The organism is Streptomyces sp. NPDC051109, from assembly GCF_044455885.1.
In the GTDB taxonomy this organism is placed as follows: Bacteria; Actinomycetota; Actinomycetes; order Streptomycetales; family Streptomycetaceae; genus Streptomyces.
Map to the genome: position 1 here is coordinate 66,447 of NZ_JBITFF010000017.1, position 17,760 is coordinate 84,206.

At 75.0% G+C, this 17,760-nt stretch carries 16 protein-coding genes; 15 read left to right on the forward strand and 1 reads right to left on the reverse strand.

The window, feature by feature from the left end; genetic code table 11:
* The first annotated feature begins 10 nt into the window (after nt 1-10).
* The 6 genes from ACIBAD_RS27405 to ACIBAD_RS27430 are packed head-to-tail and all read left to right on the forward strand — an operon-like array spanning nt 11 to nt 5,603.
* Complete coding sequence (locus ACIBAD_RS27405; RefSeq protein ID WP_398909225.1) at nt 11-1,111, forward strand: M20/M25/M40 family metallo-hydrolase; 1,101 nt, start codon at nt 11-13, stop codon at nt 1,109-1,111.
* Nucleotides 1,108-1,980: a lysine biosynthesis protein LysX gene (gene lysX, locus ACIBAD_RS27410; protein WP_398909124.1), complete on the forward strand. Its 873-nt coding sequence runs from the start codon at nt 1,108-1,110 to the stop codon at nt 1,978-1,980. The genes ACIBAD_RS27405 and lysX overlap by 4 nt, the downstream gene beginning before the upstream one ends.
* Nucleotides 1,977-2,336: a hypothetical protein gene (locus ACIBAD_RS27415; RefSeq protein WP_398909126.1), complete on the forward strand. Its 360-nt coding sequence runs from the start codon at nt 1,977-1,979 to the stop codon at nt 2,334-2,336. The genes lysX and ACIBAD_RS27415 overlap by 4 nt, the downstream gene beginning before the upstream one ends.
* Nucleotides 2,333-3,688 carry a DegT/DnrJ/EryC1/StrS family aminotransferase gene (locus tag ACIBAD_RS27420; protein WP_134076151.1) on the forward strand — a complete coding sequence of 452 codons (1,356 nt, stop codon included), beginning with the start codon at nt 2,333-2,335 and terminating at the stop codon, nt 3,686-3,688. Before ACIBAD_RS27415 ends, ACIBAD_RS27420 begins: the two co-directional genes overlap by 4 nt.
* Nucleotides 3,685-4,584 (forward strand): transketolase, encoded by a 900-nt coding sequence (locus ACIBAD_RS27425; protein ID WP_398909128.1) that lies wholly within the window; start codon nt 3,685-3,687, stop codon nt 4,582-4,584. The genes ACIBAD_RS27420 and ACIBAD_RS27425 overlap by 4 nt, the downstream gene beginning before the upstream one ends.
* Nucleotides 4,581-5,603, forward strand: a complete 1,023-nt coding sequence (locus ACIBAD_RS27430; protein WP_398909130.1) for a transketolase family protein — start codon at nt 4,581-4,583, stop codon at nt 5,601-5,603. Before ACIBAD_RS27425 ends, ACIBAD_RS27430 begins: the two co-directional genes overlap by 4 nt.
* Before the next feature lie 61 nt (nt 5,604-5,664).
* Here ACIBAD_RS27430 and ACIBAD_RS27435 read toward each other — a convergent pair whose 3' ends face one another.
* Nucleotides 5,665-6,525: a GNAT family N-acetyltransferase gene (locus tag ACIBAD_RS27435; RefSeq protein ID WP_398909132.1), complete on the reverse strand. Its 861-nt coding sequence runs from the start codon at nt 6,523-6,525 to the stop codon at nt 5,665-5,667.
* A gap of 21 nt (nt 6,526-6,546) precedes the next feature.
* Between ACIBAD_RS27435 and ACIBAD_RS27440 the strand changes: the two genes are divergently transcribed.
* From ACIBAD_RS27440 to ACIBAD_RS27480, 9 genes are all read left to right on the forward strand, one after another.
* Nucleotides 6,547-7,128: a hypothetical protein gene (locus tag ACIBAD_RS27440; RefSeq protein ID WP_134076155.1), complete on the forward strand. Its 582-nt coding sequence runs from the start codon at nt 6,547-6,549 to the stop codon at nt 7,126-7,128.
* The gene (locus ACIBAD_RS27445; protein WP_398909134.1) at nt 7,118-8,170 is read left to right on the forward strand and encodes a BtrH N-terminal domain-containing protein; all 1,053 of its coding nucleotides are present in this window, start codon (nt 7,118-7,120) and stop codon (nt 8,168-8,170) included. The genes ACIBAD_RS27440 and ACIBAD_RS27445 overlap by 11 nt, the downstream gene beginning before the upstream one ends.
* Nucleotides 8,171-8,275: 105 nt before the next feature.
* Entirely contained in the window at nt 8,276-8,446 is a 171-nt protein-coding gene (locus ACIBAD_RS27450) for a lysine biosynthesis protein LysW (protein WP_229335785.1), read from the forward strand.
* Nucleotides 8,447-8,620: 174 nt separating this feature from the next.
* Nucleotides 8,621-9,646, forward strand: a complete 1,026-nt coding sequence (argC, locus tag ACIBAD_RS27455; RefSeq protein WP_398909137.1) for an N-acetyl-gamma-glutamyl-phosphate reductase — start codon at nt 8,621-8,623, stop codon at nt 9,644-9,646.
* Between the two features lie 130 nt (nt 9,647-9,776).
* The gene (locus tag ACIBAD_RS27460; protein WP_134076160.1) at nt 9,777-10,646 is read left to right on the forward strand and encodes a [LysW]-aminoadipate kinase; all 870 of its coding nucleotides are present in this window, start codon (nt 9,777-9,779) and stop codon (nt 10,644-10,646) included.
* Between the two features lie 5 nt (nt 10,647-10,651).
* Nucleotides 10,652-14,092, forward strand: a complete 3,441-nt coding sequence (locus tag ACIBAD_RS27465) for an amino acid adenylation domain-containing protein (protein ID WP_398909139.1) — start codon at nt 10,652-10,654, stop codon at nt 14,090-14,092.
* On the forward strand, nt 14,089-15,255 hold the full coding sequence (locus tag ACIBAD_RS27470) for an acyl-CoA dehydrogenase family protein (protein WP_398909141.1): 1,167 nt from the start codon (nt 14,089-14,091) through the stop codon (nt 15,253-15,255). The genes ACIBAD_RS27465 and ACIBAD_RS27470 overlap by 4 nt, the downstream gene beginning before the upstream one ends.
* Entirely contained in the window at nt 15,252-16,355 is a 1,104-nt protein-coding gene (locus tag ACIBAD_RS27475) for an acyl-CoA dehydrogenase family protein (protein WP_398909143.1), read from the forward strand. The genes ACIBAD_RS27470 and ACIBAD_RS27475 overlap by 4 nt, the downstream gene beginning before the upstream one ends.
* 16 nt (nt 16,356-16,371) lie before the next feature.
* Nucleotides 16,372-17,751: a M20/M25/M40 family metallo-hydrolase gene (locus ACIBAD_RS27480; RefSeq protein ID WP_398909145.1), complete on the forward strand. Its 1,380-nt coding sequence runs from the start codon at nt 16,372-16,374 to the stop codon at nt 17,749-17,751.
* Nucleotides 17,752-17,760 lie beyond the last annotated feature (9 nt).

The following is a 17,760-nucleotide window of genomic DNA, read 5'->3' on the forward strand; positions in this document are numbered from 1 at the left end:
CGTGAGCGCCATGGACCGTAGGGGCGAGACCGCGCTGCTGCGCTCGCTCGTCGACATCCCCTCCGTCTCGGGCACCGAGGCCGCGGTCGCGTCCTTCCTGGCCGGGGCGATGGACCGGCTCGGCTTCGACACCCACGTCGACGCGGCCGGGAACGTACACGGCTCGGTCGGCCCGGCGGACGGGCCGCACCTGCTGCTGCTGGGCCACATGGACACCGTGCCGGGCGAGGTGCCGATCCGGCTGTCGGGCGACGTCCTGTACGGGCGGGGCACGGTGGACGCGAAGGGGCCGCTGGCCGCGATGGTCTGCGCGGCGGCCCGCCTCGCGGACACCTCCGCGGCGCGGATCACGGTGGTCGGCGCGGTGGACGAGGAGCGGACCTCGGCCGGCGCCCGCCACCTGGCCGGCCTGATGCGCCCGGACGCCGTCGTCATCGGCGAGCCGAGCGGGGCCACCTGCGTGGGCATCGGCTACAAGGGCGTCTTCCGGTTCCGGATGACGGCCGAGCAGCCCGCCGCGCACACCAGTTCGCCCGAGGCGACGGCCGCGGAGATCGTCGCGGACTTCTGGTTCGGGGTACGGGAGTGGCTGCTGCAGCGGTACGGACCCGGGACCGCGAGCGCCCTGTTCGACCAGGCGCTGCCCTCGGTGGTCGCCATGGGCGGCGGCCTGGAGGAGGCCTGGATCGAGGTGTCGTGCCGGGTGCCGGTGCACTTCGACGCGGCGGCCTTCCGGGCGGCGCTGGGCGGACTGGCGGGCGGACGGCGGATCACCGTCGTCGAACACGTCGAGGCGGTGCGGTCCTCGCGCACCGACCCGGTGGTCAAGGCGCTGTCGGCCGCCATCCGGCAGACGGGCGCCCGGCCGGTGCCGAAGCTGAAGCTGGGCACCGCCGACTGGAACGTGGTGGGTCCGGTCTGGGGGGTGCCGACGGCCGCGTACGGCCCCGGCGACTCCCGCTACTGCCACACCGAGGACGAGCACATCGCTCTGCCGGAATACCTCACTGCCATCGACGTCCTGACGGCGGCGCTGCCGCGGCTGGCGCGGTCGGTGGCCCTCGGCACCACGACCGGTGCCCTCAACGGAATGGGAGGCGGCACGCCGTGAACACAGCACGACGACCGCTGGCGGTACTGACCTCGCGCGTGCGGCTGGAGGAGCGCCTGCTCCTGGCCGAACTGCGCAAGCGGGACATCGAGTTCGAACAGCTCGACACCCGGCGCCTGACGTTCCAGCTCGACGGCCCGGGCGCGCTGCCCTACCGGGGCGCCCTCAGCCGGGAGATCTCGCACACCCGCAACGCGTATGCGAGCCGGCTGCTGGAGCACCTGGGCGTGCCGGTGCTCAACAGCTCGCGGATCATCAACCTCTGCGGGGACAAGCTGCTGACCACGCTTGCCCTGCGGGAGGGCGGACTGCCCACCCCGCGCGCGATGGTCGGGCTGGTCCCGGACGCGGCGCTGGACGCCCTGGACGCCTTCGGCTACCCCGCGGTGGTCAAGCCGCTGACCGGCTCCTGGGGCCGGATGGGCGCCCGGCTGCACGACCACGAGGGCGCCGAGGCGATCTTCGAGCACCGTGCGGCGCTGCCCGGGCCGCACCACCAGATCACCTACGTCCAGGAGTACATCGACAAGCCCGGCCGCGACATCAAGGCGTACGTCTTCGGCGGCGAGGTGGTCGGCGCGATCTACAAGATCTCCGAGAACTGGCGCACCAACACGGCGCTCGGCGGCCGCACCGAGGTGTGCCCGCTCACCGACGACCTCGTCAAGCTGCTGACGGCGACCGCCGAGGCGATCGGCGAGGGCGTCCTCGGCGTCGACGTGATCGAGCACAAGGACGGCCGGATGGTCGTCAACGAGGTCAACCACACCCCCGAGTTCCACGGGGCGATCGAGGTCCTGGGCACCGACCTGGTGGGCGCGTACGTGGACTACGTCCTGACCCGGCTCGCCGCCTGGGACGCCGAGTGAGCGCCGCCGCGCCGGGCCGCCTGGCCGCCGTACCGCTGGGCGGCCCGGTGCCGTTCGACGGACGGGTGCTGGAGGTGCCCCGCGGACGCTACGACTGGCTGCACCTCCAGGTGCGCGCCGCCGCCCCGGCCGGGGCGACGCTGTGGCTGCACTTCGCCGGGGGCACGGACCCGGAGACCGCCGAGGTCCCGGCGGGTGCGGCCGTACGGCTGCGGGTGCCGGTGACCCGCCGCGACGAGCTGGAGCGCGTACGGCTGCCCGAGCAGGAGGGGCTCGTACTCCTCGCGCTGACCACGGTGGCGCCGGCGCCCGCCGGCCTGCCCGATCCCCACGAGAGCGGTCTGGTGACGACATGAGCGGCACACTGGCGATGTTCGGCGGCGCCAAGTCGCTGCGCCGGCAGGACATGGGCAAGGAGCTCACCGGCTGGCCGGTGATCACCGAGGAGGAGCACGCCGCGGTCCGCGGGGTGCTGGACGGCGGCCTGTTCACCTCCAACGACGCGGGGCGCGGCGAGGTGTCCGCACTCCAGCGCGACTGGGCCGCGTACACCGGCACCCGCTACTGCGCGGCCGTCTCCAACGGGACGGCCGCGCTGGAGCTGGCCCTGGCCGCGCTCGACCTGGAGCCGGGCTCCGAGGTGCTGGTGCCGGCGCTGACCTTCATCGGGACCGCGATCCCGGTGGTGCAGCGGCTGCTGGTGCCCGTCTTCGTCGACGTGGACCCGGTCACCTTCACGATGGACCCGCAGGCCGCCGCCGCGGCGGTCACCGAGCGGACCCGGGCGATCGTCGTGGTGCACCTGCACGGCCTGCCCGCCGACATGAGGGCGCTGCGGGAGCTCGCCGACAGCCGCGGGCTGAAGCTGATCGAGGACGCCGCGCAGGCCCAGGGCGCCGAGTACCAGGGCCGCCGGGCCGGCTCGATCGGCGACGTGAACGCCACCAGCCTCAACGTGGTGAAGAACCTGCCGACCTGCGGCGAGGGCGGGCTGATCACCACCGACGACGAGGAGCTGTACGAGCGGATCGTGCTGCGCCGCCAGTTCGGCGAGGACCTGCGGGCCGGCAAGGACCGCGACTACATCTCGCGGGTGCTGGCCGGCAACGAGAAGCTGAGCGCGGTGCAGGCCGCCTTCACCCGGCGCCAGTTGGCCCGGCTCGACGAGTACCACGCGCTGCGCGCCAAGAACGTGGAGTCCTTCCTGGACCGGATCGGCCGGCTGCCGGGGCTGCTCGCCCCGCAGGTCCCCGCCGACCGCACGCACGCCTGGCACATCCTGCGGCTGCGGTTCTCGGCGGCGGGCCTGGGCCACCCCGAGGTCTCCGACGGGGCGCTGCGCGCGGTGCTCCAGCGGGCGCTGAAGGCGGAGGGCGTGCCGGTGGCCCCGTACCAGGTGGTGCCGCTGCCGGGGCAGCGGGCGTTCCGGGAGCTGTCCGGCTTCGGCGGCTACCCGTGGCGGATCGAGGGGGCGGCGCGGCCGCGCCACGACATTTCCGAGTTCCCGGTCTCGCTGGCCGTGATCGAGGACTCGCTGACGATCCAGCGGATCCACCTCAACCCGGCGGCGGGCCCCGTCCTCGACCGGTGCGCGCAGGCCTTCGAGAAGGTCTGGGACCGGATCGAGGACCTGCTGCCGCTGGCGCGGGCCATGGAGTACCGCCCGCCGTGGCACGCCGCGGTGAACACCCCTGAGGAGAGCGCGTGAGCACCCTGCTCGACCCGCCCGCGGCGGCCGTCGGACCCGCTGCCGCGGACCCTGCTTCGGCCCCTTCGGCCCCTTCGGCCCCTGCCGGTCTGGCGGACCTGGCGCACGAGGTGCGCGAGCTCGTCCTGCGGATGGGCACCACCGCGCACGGCACCCACGTCGGCGGCAGCCTCTCCGCGGCCGACGTCCTGACCGTCCTGTACCACGAGGTGCTGCGGCTGCGGCCGGAGCAGCCCGACTGGGCCGACCGGGACTGGTTCGTGCTCAGCAAGGGGCACGCGAGTGCCGCCCTGTACGCGGTGCTGGCCCAGCGCGGTTTCATCGACCGGGCCGAGCTGGCGACGTACGGTGCGCCGGGGAGCCGGCTCGCCGGGCACCCGCTGCGCCGGCTGCCCGGGGTGGAGTTCCCGACCGGATCGCTCGGCCACGGCCTGTCGCTGGCCTCGGGGGTCGCGCTGGGCCTTCGCCGCCAGGGCCGGGCGGGGCGGGCCTTCGCCCTGCTGGGCGACGGCGAGCTCCAGGAGGGCTCGGTGTGGGAGGCCGCGATGAACGCGGGCCACCACGGGCTCGACAACCTGGTCGCGGTCGTCGACCGCAACGGGCTGCAGATCTCCGGCTCCACGGAGGAGTGCGTGAGCCTGGAGCCGCTGGGCGACCGCTGGCGCAGCTTCGGCTGGGCGGTGGCGGAGGTGGACGGCCACGACCTGGGCGCGCTGCGGGAGGTGTTCGCGGCCCTGCCGGACACCGCCGGACGGCCGACGGTGGTGCTGGCGCGGACGGTCAAGGGCCGCGGCGTGCCGCTGTTCGAGGGCAAGAAGAAGTCCCATTCGGTGCAGCTGACGCCTCGGCTGTTCCAGCGGGCCCTGACCGGCCTGAACGCGAGGAGGGCACGATGACCGCCACGATGCCGGAGAGGGCCGCGAAGCCGGCGGAAGCCGCCGAGCCCGCCGAGCCCGCCGAGCCCTCCTGGGAGGAGCGGTACGCGGTCCCCGCGCGCGAGGTGTACCGCCGCACGCTGCTGGAGCTGGCCCGCACGGACCCGCGGATCATCTGCGTGGACTCCGACATGGGCGGCCTGGAGACGCTGTTCGGCGAGGAGCTGCCGCGGCAGTACGTCAACGTCGGCATCGCCGAGGCCAACCTGATGGGGGTCTCGGCGGGGCTGGCGGCGACCGGGCTGCTGCCGTACGCGAACACCCTGTCGGGGTTCGCGGCGGCCCGCGCCTGCGAGCAGGTGAAGATCGACGTCGCCGGGAACAACCTGCCGGTGCGGATCGTGGCGACCCACGCCGGGCTGTCGGCCGGGCACTACGGGCCCACCCACCACGCGGTGGAGGACCTGGCGATCCTGCGGACGCTGCCGAACCTGACCGTGGTGGTGCCGGCGGACGCGGTGGAGGCCGAGTACGCGGTGCGCGCCACGGCGGACCTGCCGGGGCCGCTGTTCCTGCGGCTGGGCCGGGCGGCCACGCCGCTGGTGCACGCGGAGCCGTACGAGTTCACGGTCGGCAAGGCGCGCGAGCTGCGCGCGGGTACGGACGTCACCATCGTGGCGACGGGCCCGTACCCGGTGTCGATGGCGCTGGAGGCGGCGCGGGAGCTGGCCGGGCGGGGCGTCTTCGCCCGGGTGCTCAACATGCACACGATCAAGCCGCTGGACCGGGAGGCCGTGCTCGCGGCGGCGCGGGAGACCGGCGGGATCGTCACGGTGGAGGACCACCTGGTGGCGGGCGGCCTGGGGGCCGCGGTCTGCGAGGTGGTGACGCAGGAGGCGCCGTGCCGGGTGCACCGGATCGGCGTGCCGGACCGGTTCTTCGACCACGTCGCCGACGAGCGGCAGTTGCTGGAGCTGGCCGGCATCAGCCCGGCGGAGATCGCCGCGGCGGCCGCCCGACTGGCCGCCGCCCCGCGATGAGCGGCCCCGCGACGGACGGCCCCGCGGCGAGCGGCCCCGCCGTGAACCGTCGGGCCGCCGTTCAGGCGGCGCGCGGCGCGCGGGCGGCCGGGCTGCGCCACCAGGCCAGCAGGCTGGTGTGGATCAGCCGGGGCTGGGTGAACGCCGCGATCCGCGCGGCGGGACGGGCGAAGAACAGCCCGTCCCCGGTGCGCCGGTCCGCGGCGTCCGCCAACACCGCTTCCAGGGCCGCCTGTTGGGCCCCGTTGGCGCCGGGGAGGAAGTCGATGCCGAGCAGTGCCTCCTCCGGGGCGGCGGGCAGCGGCGCCCCGGTGCGGCAGCGGGTGCCGTCCGGACCGGCCCACCAGGACACCGCCCAGCCGTCCCCGCCGGGGGCGTAGGGCAGTCCGGGCGCCTGCGGCGCGCGCGGATCGCGCACCATGTGCACCTCGGAGAGCGGCTTGTCCGCAGCGCCGAAGTGACGGACCGTACGGAAGCCGACCCGGGCGTAGAAGGCCGGGTTGCCCCGCTCCACCACGGCGTCGAGCACCACCTGCCGGGCGCCCGCGGCCGCGGCCGCCGCTTCGAGGCGGCGCAGCAGCAGCCGGCCGAGCCCGGCGTGGCGCACCCGGGGGGAGACGGCCAGCCGGCGGACCTCCCAGTCCCCGTCGGGACGGACCACGGCCCGCACCGATCCGGCGGTCTCACCGCCGAGGGAGGCGACCCACAGTCCGCGGCCCGCGGCGAGGTCCTCCCGTACGTCCTCGGCCCGTTCGCGGGCGCCGTCGGCGACGGGGAGGCCCGGGACGAGGTCGCCCGCGGCGTACGCGGCCGCGGTGACCGCCGCCACCTGCCCGCAGAGGCCTTCCGGGGCGGCGGGAACAGAGTCAAGGAATCGGAACTGGATATCGACGGCAGTGGCCGCCTTTTCTGTGGTGAGCACAGCCGCAACATAGTGGATGTGATGGGATTGGGAAACACCGTCGTCAATCTGTCCGCGCATTTCAACAATCGCGGAATACAGCCGCCGGACACCCCCGGCGACTACGGGTTCAATATCTGGCGCAATACGTTTCCGGCGGAGGAACTGCCGGAGCCCGGCTCCCTGGTGGACCTCGTGGGGGCCGTCTTCGAGTTCCCGGCCCGCGCGAGCGCCGCCGGGGACAACGTCCGCTGCCGCGGCCAGCTGGTGGAACTGCCGGGCGGCCGCTGGGACTGGATCGGCCTGGTCGGCGCGGCCGAGCGGCGCACCGAGGACGAGGTCGAACTGCACTACGCGGACGGCACCGTGCGCCGGGAGTGGCTGCGGATGAGCGACTTCTGGCCGCAGACCGCCGCGTACTTCGGCGAGCCGAGGGCCTTCGCCACCGGCAGCATGCGCTACCCCCGCCACACCCACCTGCACCACGCGCCGTCGATCTGGCAGCAGCGGGTGCCGGTGCGCGTGCCCGCCCCGCTGGCCGCGGTGCGGCTGCCGGACAACCCGGCGATGCACGTCTTCGCGATGACCGTCACAGCGGACGAGGAGAGCCGTCTTGCGAGTTGAACTGGGACCCGTCGGCTACTGGCGGCACGAGCTGTCGCACTGCCTGCACACGACGGCGGGGGTCCTGCTGGGCTTCCACGGCCTGGACCCGGTGCAGGCGCTGGGCGCCGGCTGGGGCTTCGACTACCCGGCGGGCGACATCCGCCGCGAGGAGTACTACTTCCCGGGCGCGGCCGAGGACCTCTTCGGCGGCCTCGCCCCCTTCCACGACGTGCACTCGCGCTGGCACGAGCCGGCCGGCGCCCGCGAGGGCTGGGAGCAGGTGCGGGCCGCGCTGGCGGCGGGCACGCCGGTGGCGGTGGCCGCCGACAACTTCCACCTGCCGTTCCGGCCGGCCTACCGCGACGTGCACACCAACCACCTGATGGTGCTGTACGGCTTCGACGACACCACCGGCGACGTGTTCGTGGCCGACCCGGTGCCGCCCGCATTCCAGGGGACCATCCCGCTGGCCGCGCTGGGCGCCGCCCGTGACTCCGGCAACCCGGTCCACCACGACCGGGACCTGTTCTTCACCGCGAACCCGATCGGCAACCGCTGGCTGGAGGTGCGCATCGGTGAGCGGCAGCCGGCCTTCGACCCGGAGTTCGTGGACCGGGTGACCGCCGCGAACCTGCGCGCGCTGCGGGCGGAGCCGGCCGCCGCCGACACCGCCGCGGGGCACCTGCGCGGGCTCGCGGGGCTGCGCACCTTCCTGACGGAGGCCTTCGACAGGCTGCCCGGGGACGCTGCCGTGGGCGACGAGGTCTTCGTCGTCATCGGCCCCGTCCTCGCGGTGACCGGGCTGCACGCCGAGTTCCTGCGCGAGGCCGGGCGGCGCTTCGGCGAGCTGCGGCTCGCCGAACTGGCCCGCGAGGTGGACCGGGTGGCCCACCACTGGTCCGCGCTGCGCATCGCGGTGGCCACGGCGGGCCCGGACCGGGCCGGGGCGGTGCCGGGTCTGCTGCGCCGCACCGCCGCTTTGCTCGATGCGTACGACCGGGCCCTGGAGGGACTCCAGAGCCGTCTGGAAGCCCGCGGGCACGCCCCTCAGGGTGCGTAGGGGTTATCCCCGACTGACTGCTCGGGGCCCCGCCCGGCAGGCTCGACCTGCGGTGGAAACACCCGCGGAAAACATGCCGAATACCGCATGGAAAGGAATGCTGTCTTGCTCAAGGAAGCATGCCCGGAATGCACCGGAGACGTCTCCGTCGCACCCGAGGTGGAACTCAACGAAATCGTCGAGTGCGCGGAATGCATGGCGGAACTCGAAATCGTTTCGCGCGAGCCGCTCATCATGGCCCTGGCCCCCGAGGCCGAAGAGGACTGGGGTGAGTAGGTGAAACCTCCCCGCCCTGAAGGACGGGGGCAACCCCAGCACCCTCGGCCATCGGCGTCGCCGTCATGGCCGCAACGCGACAGTCCTCACTGACAATCAGAGAAGGTGCAGGTCAGGCCAGATGTGCAGAGAACACCGGCGCTCCGCGCCTGTGCGCCTCGAAGGAGAACTCCGGTGATCCGCGCCGGGATCGTCGGCGGGGCCGGGTACATCGGGGGCGAACTGCTCCGGATGCTGCTCGGCCACCCCGAGGTCGAGGTCGTGGCCGCCACCTCGACCCGCCTGTCCGGCAGGCGGGTCGACGGCAGCCACCCCAACCTCCGGGGCCTGACCGACCTCGGCTACGTCGCACCGGAGCAACTGCCCGAGTGCGACGTCCTCTTCTTCACCGCGTCCAGCTTGGACGACCCCGCCGGGCGGGCCGAGCTCGCCGCCCGCGGCAAGGTGGTCTTCGACCTCAGTGCCGATCTGCGGCTGAAGGACCCCGCGCTGTACCGCAGGCACTACGGCCGGGAGCACCCGGTGCCGGAGCTGCTCGCCGACGCCGTGAGCGGCCTGCCCGAGCTGCACCGGGAGAGCCTGCGCACCGCCGACCTGGTGAGCGTGCCCGGCTGCATGGCGAGCGCGTCGATCCTGGCACTGAACCCGCTCGCCGCTGCGGGCCTGATCGAGTCCCGGGTCACCGTCGACGGCCGGGTGGGCTCCAGCGGTTCGGGCGCCTCGGCGGGCGAGATGAACCTGCACTCCGAGCGCAGCAACGTGCTGCGGGTGTTCGCCCCGCTGAACCACCGCCACCAGGCAGAGATCAGCCAGGCCACCGGCCTGGACGCGCTGATGACGGCCACCGGTGTGGACGCCGTCCGCGGTGTGCAGGTCGTCATCCGGGCGACCGCGCAGCCGGGGGTCACGGAGGCGGCGATCCGTGCCGCCTACCGCACGGCGTACGCGGGGGAGCCCTTCGTCCGCGTCGTCGCGCAGAAGCGCGGCAACTACCGGTTCCCGGAGCCGAAGCTGCTGCTCGGCTCCAACTACTGCGACGTCGGCTTCGCCTACGACGCGCCGAGCCGCCAGCTGCTGGTGATCGGGGCGCTGGACAACCTCGTCAAGGGCGGGGCGGGCAACGCCGTGCAGAGCATGAACATCCGCATGGGCTGGGACGAGCGGACCGCCCTGGGCTTCCCGGGCCTGCACCCGATCTGACCGTGCCGGGCCCCTGCCGGGCCCAGTCCCGGGCCCTGTACGCCCGCACCGGCGCCGGCGGGCATCCCCCGGCGGCGCCGGGCCCCGTGCCCCGTCGAGGGCGCCGTTCCGATCCGAGAGGCAGCGACACATGATTCACCCCGTCACCGTCGTCAAATGCGGTGGCAGCCCGGCGATCGACCGGGAGGCGATGTGCGCCGACATCGCCTCCCTGGCCGCCGCGGGCCGCCGTGTCGTGCTGGTGCACGGCGGGGCCGCCGAGGTCGACCTGCTGGCGGAGCGGCTCGGTGTCCCGCAGCGCCGGCTGACCACGCCCAGCGGCTCCTCCAGCCGCTACACCGACCCCGCCACCCTGGAGGTCCTCCAGCTGGCGCTCGCCGGCAAGGTCAAGCCCGCCCTGGTGGCGGCCCTGGGCCGGCGCGGCGCCCGCGCCGTCGGGCTGACCGGCCTGGACGGTGCCACGGTCAGGGCCCGGCGGACCGCCGCGCACCGCGCGGTGCTCGACGGTCGCACCGTCATGATCCGCGACGACCACAACGGCCGGATCCGGAGCGTGGATCCGGCCCTGCTGGCCCTGCTGCTGGAGCAGGGCATCGTGCCCGTGCTCTCGCCGCCGGCCCTCGCCGAGGACGGCACCGCGGTGAACGTGGACGCCGACCGCACCGCCGCCGCGGTCGCCGCGGCCCTGGGGGCCGAGCGGCTGGTGCTGCTGACGGGTGCGCCGGGCGTACTGGCCGACCACCGCGACGAGTCCTCGCTGCTGCCCGAGTACCGGGTGCCGGCCGAGGGGCCCGTCGGGGACGCGGCCGTGGGCGGCATGAAGGCCAAGCTGCAGGCGGCCCGGGAGGCCCTGCTGGGCTCCGTGGCCGAGGTGGTGGTGGCCGACGGCCGCGTGAAGGACCCGGTCTCCGGCGCGCTCGGCGGCGCGGGGACCACCGTACGGCTGGCCGCCGTACACGAGACGGGCGGCGCCGCGCCGCTGACGACGACGGGGAGCTGACGGGGATGGCCGAGACGAGGACCGGAACGACGGCCGGGGCGGGAACGGCGGCCGGAGCGGCTGCCGCTGCGGGTACCGGCGCGGGCGCCAGCGCGGGTGCCGGCGCGGGCGCGGGCGCGCGCAGCCTCGCCGACACCCGCAAGGCCCTGCTGGCGCTGCGCGAGCGCCAGCGCACCACGGTGCGGGCGACGAGCACCTCCATCGCCCCGGCGGCCCGGGACCGGGCCCTGCCGCTGTCGTTCACCCAGCAGCGGCTGTGGTTCCTGAACCAGTGGTCCCAGGGCAGGCCGGTCTACAACGCGCCGTCCGTGCTGCGCCTGCGGGCGCCGCTGGACCTGCCGGCGTTCCGGCGGGCGCTGACCGCCCTGGTGGGGCGGCACGAGATCCTGCGCACCCGCTACCCGGAGCTGAACGGTGTGGCCTACCAGCATGTCGACCCGGCCCCCGCCGAGGTCGCGCTGCCCGTCACCGACCTCGGCGCGCTCGCCGGCGCGGAGCAGGAGGCCGCGGTCGAGGCCCACGTGCGGGAGGAGATCCGGCACTCCTTCGACCTGGCCGCCGAGCACGCGCTGCGGGTGTCGCTGGTCCGCCTCGGGCCGCAGGAGCACGTCCTGGTCCTGGCCATGCACCACATCGCCACCGACGGCTGGTCCACGGACATCCTGACCCGCGAACTCGTCGCCCTCTACCGCGCCGAGGCGGCCGGGTCCGCTCCCGAGCTGCCCGAACTGCCCGTCCAGTACGCCGACTTCGCGGTGTGGCAGCGCGGCCACCTGACCGGCGAGGTGCTGGACAAGCAGCTCGCGTACTGGCGGGAGCGGCTGGCGGGGGCGGCGACCCTCGACTTCCCGGCCGACCGGCCCCGGCCCGCGGACCCCACCCGCGACGGCGCCACGCTGACGCGGATGCTGCCGGACGAGCTGCTGCGCGGACTGCACCGCACGGCCCTGGCCGAGCGGGCCACCCTGCTGACGGTGGTGCTCGCCGCGTTCACCGCGCTGATGTCCCGCTACACCGGCCAGGACGACATCGTCCTCGGCTCGGTGTTCTCGGGCCGCACCCGGCCGGAGATCGAGAACCTCATCGGCTTCTTCTCCAACACGCTGGTCCTGCGCACCTCCACGGAGGGCGACCCGACCTTCCGCGAGCTGCTGCGGCGCACGGGCGAGACCGTGATGGGCGCCCACTTCCACCAGGACCTGCCCTTCGGCACGCTGGTGGACGAGCTGGCCCCCGAGCGCGACCCGAGCCGCAACCCGCTCTTCCAGACCTGCTTCACGCTCCAGCACGCGGCGGCCGCCGAGGCCGAGGCGGGCGGGCTGTCCGCCGAGCCGTACCCGGCCGACCCGGGCACCGCCCGCTTCGACCTGGCCGTGCAGCTGACCGAGGTGCCCGGGCAGGGCCTGCGGCTGTGGGCCGAGTACTCCACCGAGCTGTTCGACACGGACCGTATCGAGCGGTTGTTCGGGCACTACGCGCGGCTGCTGCGGGCCGTCACGGAGAACCCGGAACTGCGCCTGAGCGAGCTGCCGCTGCTGACGGACGCGGAGCACCGGCAGCTGGTCCGCGGCTGGAACGACACCGCGCGCACGTACGGCACGGAGGGGCTGTGCCTGCACCAGCTCGTCGAGTCCGTCGCCGACGCCCACCCGGACGCGGTGGCCGTGGTCCACGAGGGGACGGCACTGACCTACCGGGAGCTCGACGAGCGGGCCGACCGGCTCGCCCGCGCGCTGCGCGCCCAGGGGGTCGGGCCCGAGTCGGTGGTGGGCGTGCTCGCGCGGCGCGGCCCGGCGCTGCCGGTGGCCTTCCTCGCCGTGCACAAGGCGGGCGGTGGCTACCTGCCGCTCGACCCGGACCACCCGGCCGCCCGCTGGGAGCTGCTGCTGGAGGAGGCCGGCGCCCGTACCGCCGTCACCACGGCCGACCTGGCCGGGGAGCTGCCGGCCTCGGTCACCGCCGTGCTCGCCGACGACCCGGCGCTCGCGGAGGGGCCCGCGCCCGGCCGGCTGCCGGCCTCCGCGGGGCCGGAGAACCTCGCGTACGTGATCTTCACCTCGGGCTCGACCGGGCGCCCCAAGGGCGTGCAGGTGGAGCACCGCTCGATCGTCAACTTCGCGCGGGCCATCACGGAGCTGTTCCGGATGGGCCCCGGGGACCGGGTGCTGCAGTTCGCCAACCCGTCCTACGACGTCAGCCTGTTCGACTTCTTCTCCGCGCTGACCAGCGGCGCCGCCCTGGTGCAGGCGCCGCGCGAGACCCTGCTGGACCCCGCCCGGCTGACCTCGCTGATGCAGGACGAGCACGTCACCGTGGCCGACCTGCCGCCGGCGGTGCTCGGGTCGCTCGACCCGGCGGCGCTGCCGGAGCTGAGGATGCTCTTCGTCGGCCTGGAGGCGTTCCCCGGCGAGCTGGTCAACCGCTGGAACACCGGCGGGCGTGAGTTCCACAACGGCTACGGGCCCACCGAGGCCACGGTCGCCTGCATCGACTACAAGTGCCCGCGGACGGTGCACGACGCGATGCCGCCCATCGGCACCCCGCTCGCCAACTACCGGGCCCACGTGGTGGACCGGTTCGGGGCCCTGGTGCCCGTCGGAGTGCCGGGCGAGCTGCTCGTCGGCGGCGCCGGAGTGGCCCGCGGCTACCTGAACAGCCCGGAGCTGACCGACGAGAAGTTCGTACCCGACCCGTACGGGGACGGAGGCACCGGCGGCGGGGACCGCGGGCGGCTCTACCGCACCGGCGACCTCGTGGTGCGCCGGGCCGACGGGAACCTGGAGTTCCGCGGCCGCGTCGACCAGCAGGTCAAGATCCGCGGGCTGCGCATCGAGCCCGGCGAGATCGAGCAGGCGCTGACCGCGGAGCCGGAGATCGCCGAGGCGGTCGTCGTCGCCCACGGCGCGGGCGCCGACGCCCGGCTGGTGGCGTACGTGGTCCCCGCCGCGGGGACGGCGGCTCCGGACGAGGGGGAGCTGCGCCGCCGCCTGGGCGGCCGGCTGCCCGCGCACTTGGTGCCCGCGCTCTTCGCGGTGCTCGCCGAGCTGCCGCGGGCGGCGAGCGGAAAGCTCGACCGGGCCCGGCTGCCGGAGCCCGAGCAGGCCGCGGCCGCCGTGGAGTTCGAGGCCCCCTCGACGCCCACGCAGCTCGCGCTGGCCGGCATCTGGGAGGAGATCCTGGGCCGGGGCGGCTTCAGCACCCACGACGGCTTCTTCGCCGTCGGCGGCAACTCGCTCAAGATCACCCAGTTCGCGGCCCGGGTCCGGGAGCGCTTCGGGGTGGAGCTGGAACTGCGCGACCTGTTCGTCAACAGCACCCTGGGGCAGCTCGCCGACCTGGTCGAGGAGCGGGAGCTGGCCTCGGCCGACGACGCCGAGCTGCTGGCCCTGCTGGAGCGCGCCGAAGCCGCCGAGACGGCCGAGGCCGGACGGGACGGTGCGCTGTGACCGGCGGACACCCGGGCGCCCTCAGCCCCGCCGAGGAGGAGTTCCGCGGGCAGGTGCGGGCCCTGCTGGCCGAGGAGCGCGTACGCGCCCTGGCCGCCGGGATCGCCGCGTACCCGCCGGGCACCGAGGCGACGCACCTGCCGGTGCACCGCTGGCTGGGCGAGCGGGGCTGGCTGGCCCCGAACTGGCCGCACGAGTACGGCGGGGCGGGCCTCGGCGCCGCGGAGGCGGCGATCGTCACCGAGGAGATGACCCTCGCCGGGATCCCCGACGACGTGCACGTCCTCAGCATCGACATCGTCGGGCGGTTCCTGCTGGAGGTCGGCACCGAGGAGCAGAAGAAGCGGCACCTGCCCGCACTGGCCGCCGGCGAGGAGATCGCCACCGTGCTCTTCACCGAGCCGGACGCCGGATCCGACCTGTCGGGGCTGCGCACCACCGCGCGCCGCGACGGCGACGGCTGGCGGCTGTACGGACAGAAGATCTACAACATGAAGTCGCAGTACGGCGAAGTGGCGCTGTGCGCGGCCCGCACCACCGAGTCACCGGTGGCGATGCACGGCATCACCCTTTTCCTGCTGCCCCTGCGCTCCCCCGGCGTCCACGTGGAGCCGGTGGCGACGCTGTGCAACGACCGGTTCAACCTGGTCGTCATCGACGGGGTGCGCCTCACGGAGGCCGATGTCCTCGGCGAGGTCGACAACGGCTGGGCCCTGATGAACGACCTGCTCCAACTGGAGCGGACCGGGGTCGACTTCCACGCCAAGGCCCGCCGCCTGCTGGACCTGGTGGCCGAGCGGGCCGCGGCGACTGGCCGGCTGGCGGACCCGGCGTACGCGCTGCCGCTGGCCGCGCTCGACGCCCGGCTGCGCGCCGGGCACGCCATGGCCTGGCAGCAGGTGCGCAACCTCGGCGCGGGCCGCCCGGACCCGGTCGGCTCGGCGATGGCCAAGTGGTACGCCACCGAGCAGATCCGGCCGGTGCTCGACCTCGCCCTGGAGGTCTGCGGGCTGGAGGCGGTCCTCACCGCCTGGGACGGCGCCGCGCCCGACGGCGGGGTACTGGAGGCGGGGCTGCGGATGGGCCCCTCGCACCGGCTGGCCTCGGGGACCTCCGAGGTCATGCTCACTCTGATCGCCACCAACGGTTTGGGGCTGCTGTGACGACGGCCGTGCTCGACGAGCTGAGGGAACTGTTCGGGCAGGAGCTGGCGCCGGTGCTGCGCCGGCTCGGTGAGCGGCCGCGCGGCGCCGCGGACGGGCCGGCGGCCCGGCTCGGCGAGGAGGACGCGGGCACCAGGGACGCCGTGTGGGCGACCCTGGCCGAACTGGGCGCCTTCGGGCCGCGCACCGGGCACGAACGGGCCGCCATCGCCGAGCTGATGGGCGCGGCCCTGTACCAGAGCCCGTACGCGGACACCGTGACGGCGGCCGCGCTGCTGGCCGCCGCCGGGGATCCGGCGTACGGACCGCTGCTCGACCGGGTCGCCCTCGGCGCGGAGCGTCTCGCCCTCGCGGTCCGCGGGGACGGGCTGACCGGGCCCGCCCGGCCCGGTCCGCTCACCGTGCACCGGGAGGCGGACGGCTACACGGTCACCGGCAGCCGGCCCTTCACCGCCTTCGCGGCCGACTGCGGTCATCTGGCGGTGGTCGCAGCCGGGCCCGACGGTGAGCCCGTACTGGCCCTCGTGCCGCGCGAGCAGCCCGGGGTGCGCCTGGCGCGCCGCGACGACATCGGCCGCGGCGACCTGTACGCGGTGGAGCTGGACCGGGCCGCGGTGTCCGGGGCGGTCCACCCGGTGGGCGCGTCCTGGCCTGCCGTGCTGGCCGCGGCCCGGATCCGGCAGGCCGCCGCGCTGGCCGGAGCCGCGCGGGCCGCGGTGGAGCTGGCCGCGGAGCGGCTGAGGTCCCGGCAGGCCTTCGGGCAGCCGCTGGCCCGGCAGCAGGCCCCCGCCCACCGGCTGGCGGCGCTGGCCGCGGAGGCGGCGACCGTACTGGCCTTCGCCCGCTCGGGGGCCGCGGCCGCCGACCGCGGGGAGGACGTACTGCGCACCGGCGCGCAGGCGCTGTACCTGGCGGGCGATCTGGCCCGGCGGGCGGCCGCCGAGTCGGTGCACCTGCACGGCGCGTACGGCATGACGGAGGCCTGCGACGCCCAGCTGTTCCTGCGCCGCGCCGCCGTGGACTCCCAGTGGCTGGGCACGGGCACCGAGCTGCTGCGCGAGGCGGCGGCGCTGCCCGCTCCCACCCCGAACCCGAGCTGATCCGAAAGGCCGCGCCATGCACGACTCCCCCCTGCTGGACCCGGTGCCGCTGCTGCGGGACCTGATCCGGATCGAGACCGTCAACCCGCCCGGCGACGAGGGCCGCCTCGTCGCCCACCTCGAACGGCTGCTGATCGCCGAGGGGATCACGGACTACAAGGTGGTCGGTCCCAGTGCGGAGCGCACCAACCTGGTGGTGCGCTTTCCCGGCCGGGGCGAGGCCCCGCCGCTGCTGCTGCACGCGCACTCCGACGTGGTGCCGGTGACGGGCCAGGAGTGGACGCACCCGCCGTTCGAGGGGCGCCTCGTGGACGGGGAGGTGTGGGGCCGCGGCGCGATCGACATGAAGGGCGGCCTCGCGATGATGCTGTCCGCGCTCTTCCGGCTGCGCGCGGCCGGGGAGCGGCCCGCCGGGGACGTGGTCCTCGCGGTCGTCGCCGACGAGGAGGACGGCAGCGGGGCGGGCGCCGCGTTCCTCGTCGAGCAGTACCCCGAGCTGTTCGAGGGGGTGCGGTACGCCATCGGCGAGGAGGGCGGCGCCGGCATCGAGCTGGCCGGGATCCGCTTCCACCCGGTGGTGGTGGCCGAGAAGCGGCCGGGCTGGCTGCGGCTGACCCTGCGCGGGCCCGGCGGGCACGCCTCGCGGCTGGCCGCGCCGGGCAATCCGACGGCCCGCCTGGGCGCGGTGCTGACCGCGCTGAGCGGGGCCCGGCTGCCGCGCCATCAGATGCCGGCCGCCGACCGGATGCTGGCCGCGCTGGCCGGGGCGCTGCCGGCGCCGCTGGCCGAGGCGGTGAACCGGCTGCGGGAGGACCGCGAGGGCGACGCGCCGCCGGCGGGACTGCCGCTGAACGAGGCGCTCCAGCTGGACTCGGTGCTGCGGCACACCGTCAACCCGACGGTGGTGCGCACCGGGCACAAGATCAACATGATGCCGGCGGAGATCACCGTCGACGTCGACGGGCGGATCCTGCCCGGGGAGTTCGAGGTGGCCGACCTGGTCGCCGAGATACGCGCCCTGATCGGCGGGGACGGCACCGGCGGCGGGGACGGCGAAGACGCCGAGGTGATCGGCATCGAGCTGCTGCACGAGGACCCCCGGGTCCGGCCCGAGCTGATCGCGGAGCCCGAGTTCGGGCCGTTCTACGACCGGCTGGAGGCGATCCTGCGCGAGGCGGACCCCGAGGCCGTGCCGCTGCCGGTGATGAGCCCGGCCACCACCGACGCCACCGTCTTCGCCCGCCTGGGCATCCGCTGCTACGGCTGGCTGCCGCTCCTGCTCCCCGCCGGGGCCCCGCACCGCCGACTGCTGCACTGCGCCGACGAGCGGATCCCCGTAACCGCCCTGGAGTTCGGCACCCGCTGCCTGACCGAACTGCTGCGCACCTACCCCTGAACGCCGGTC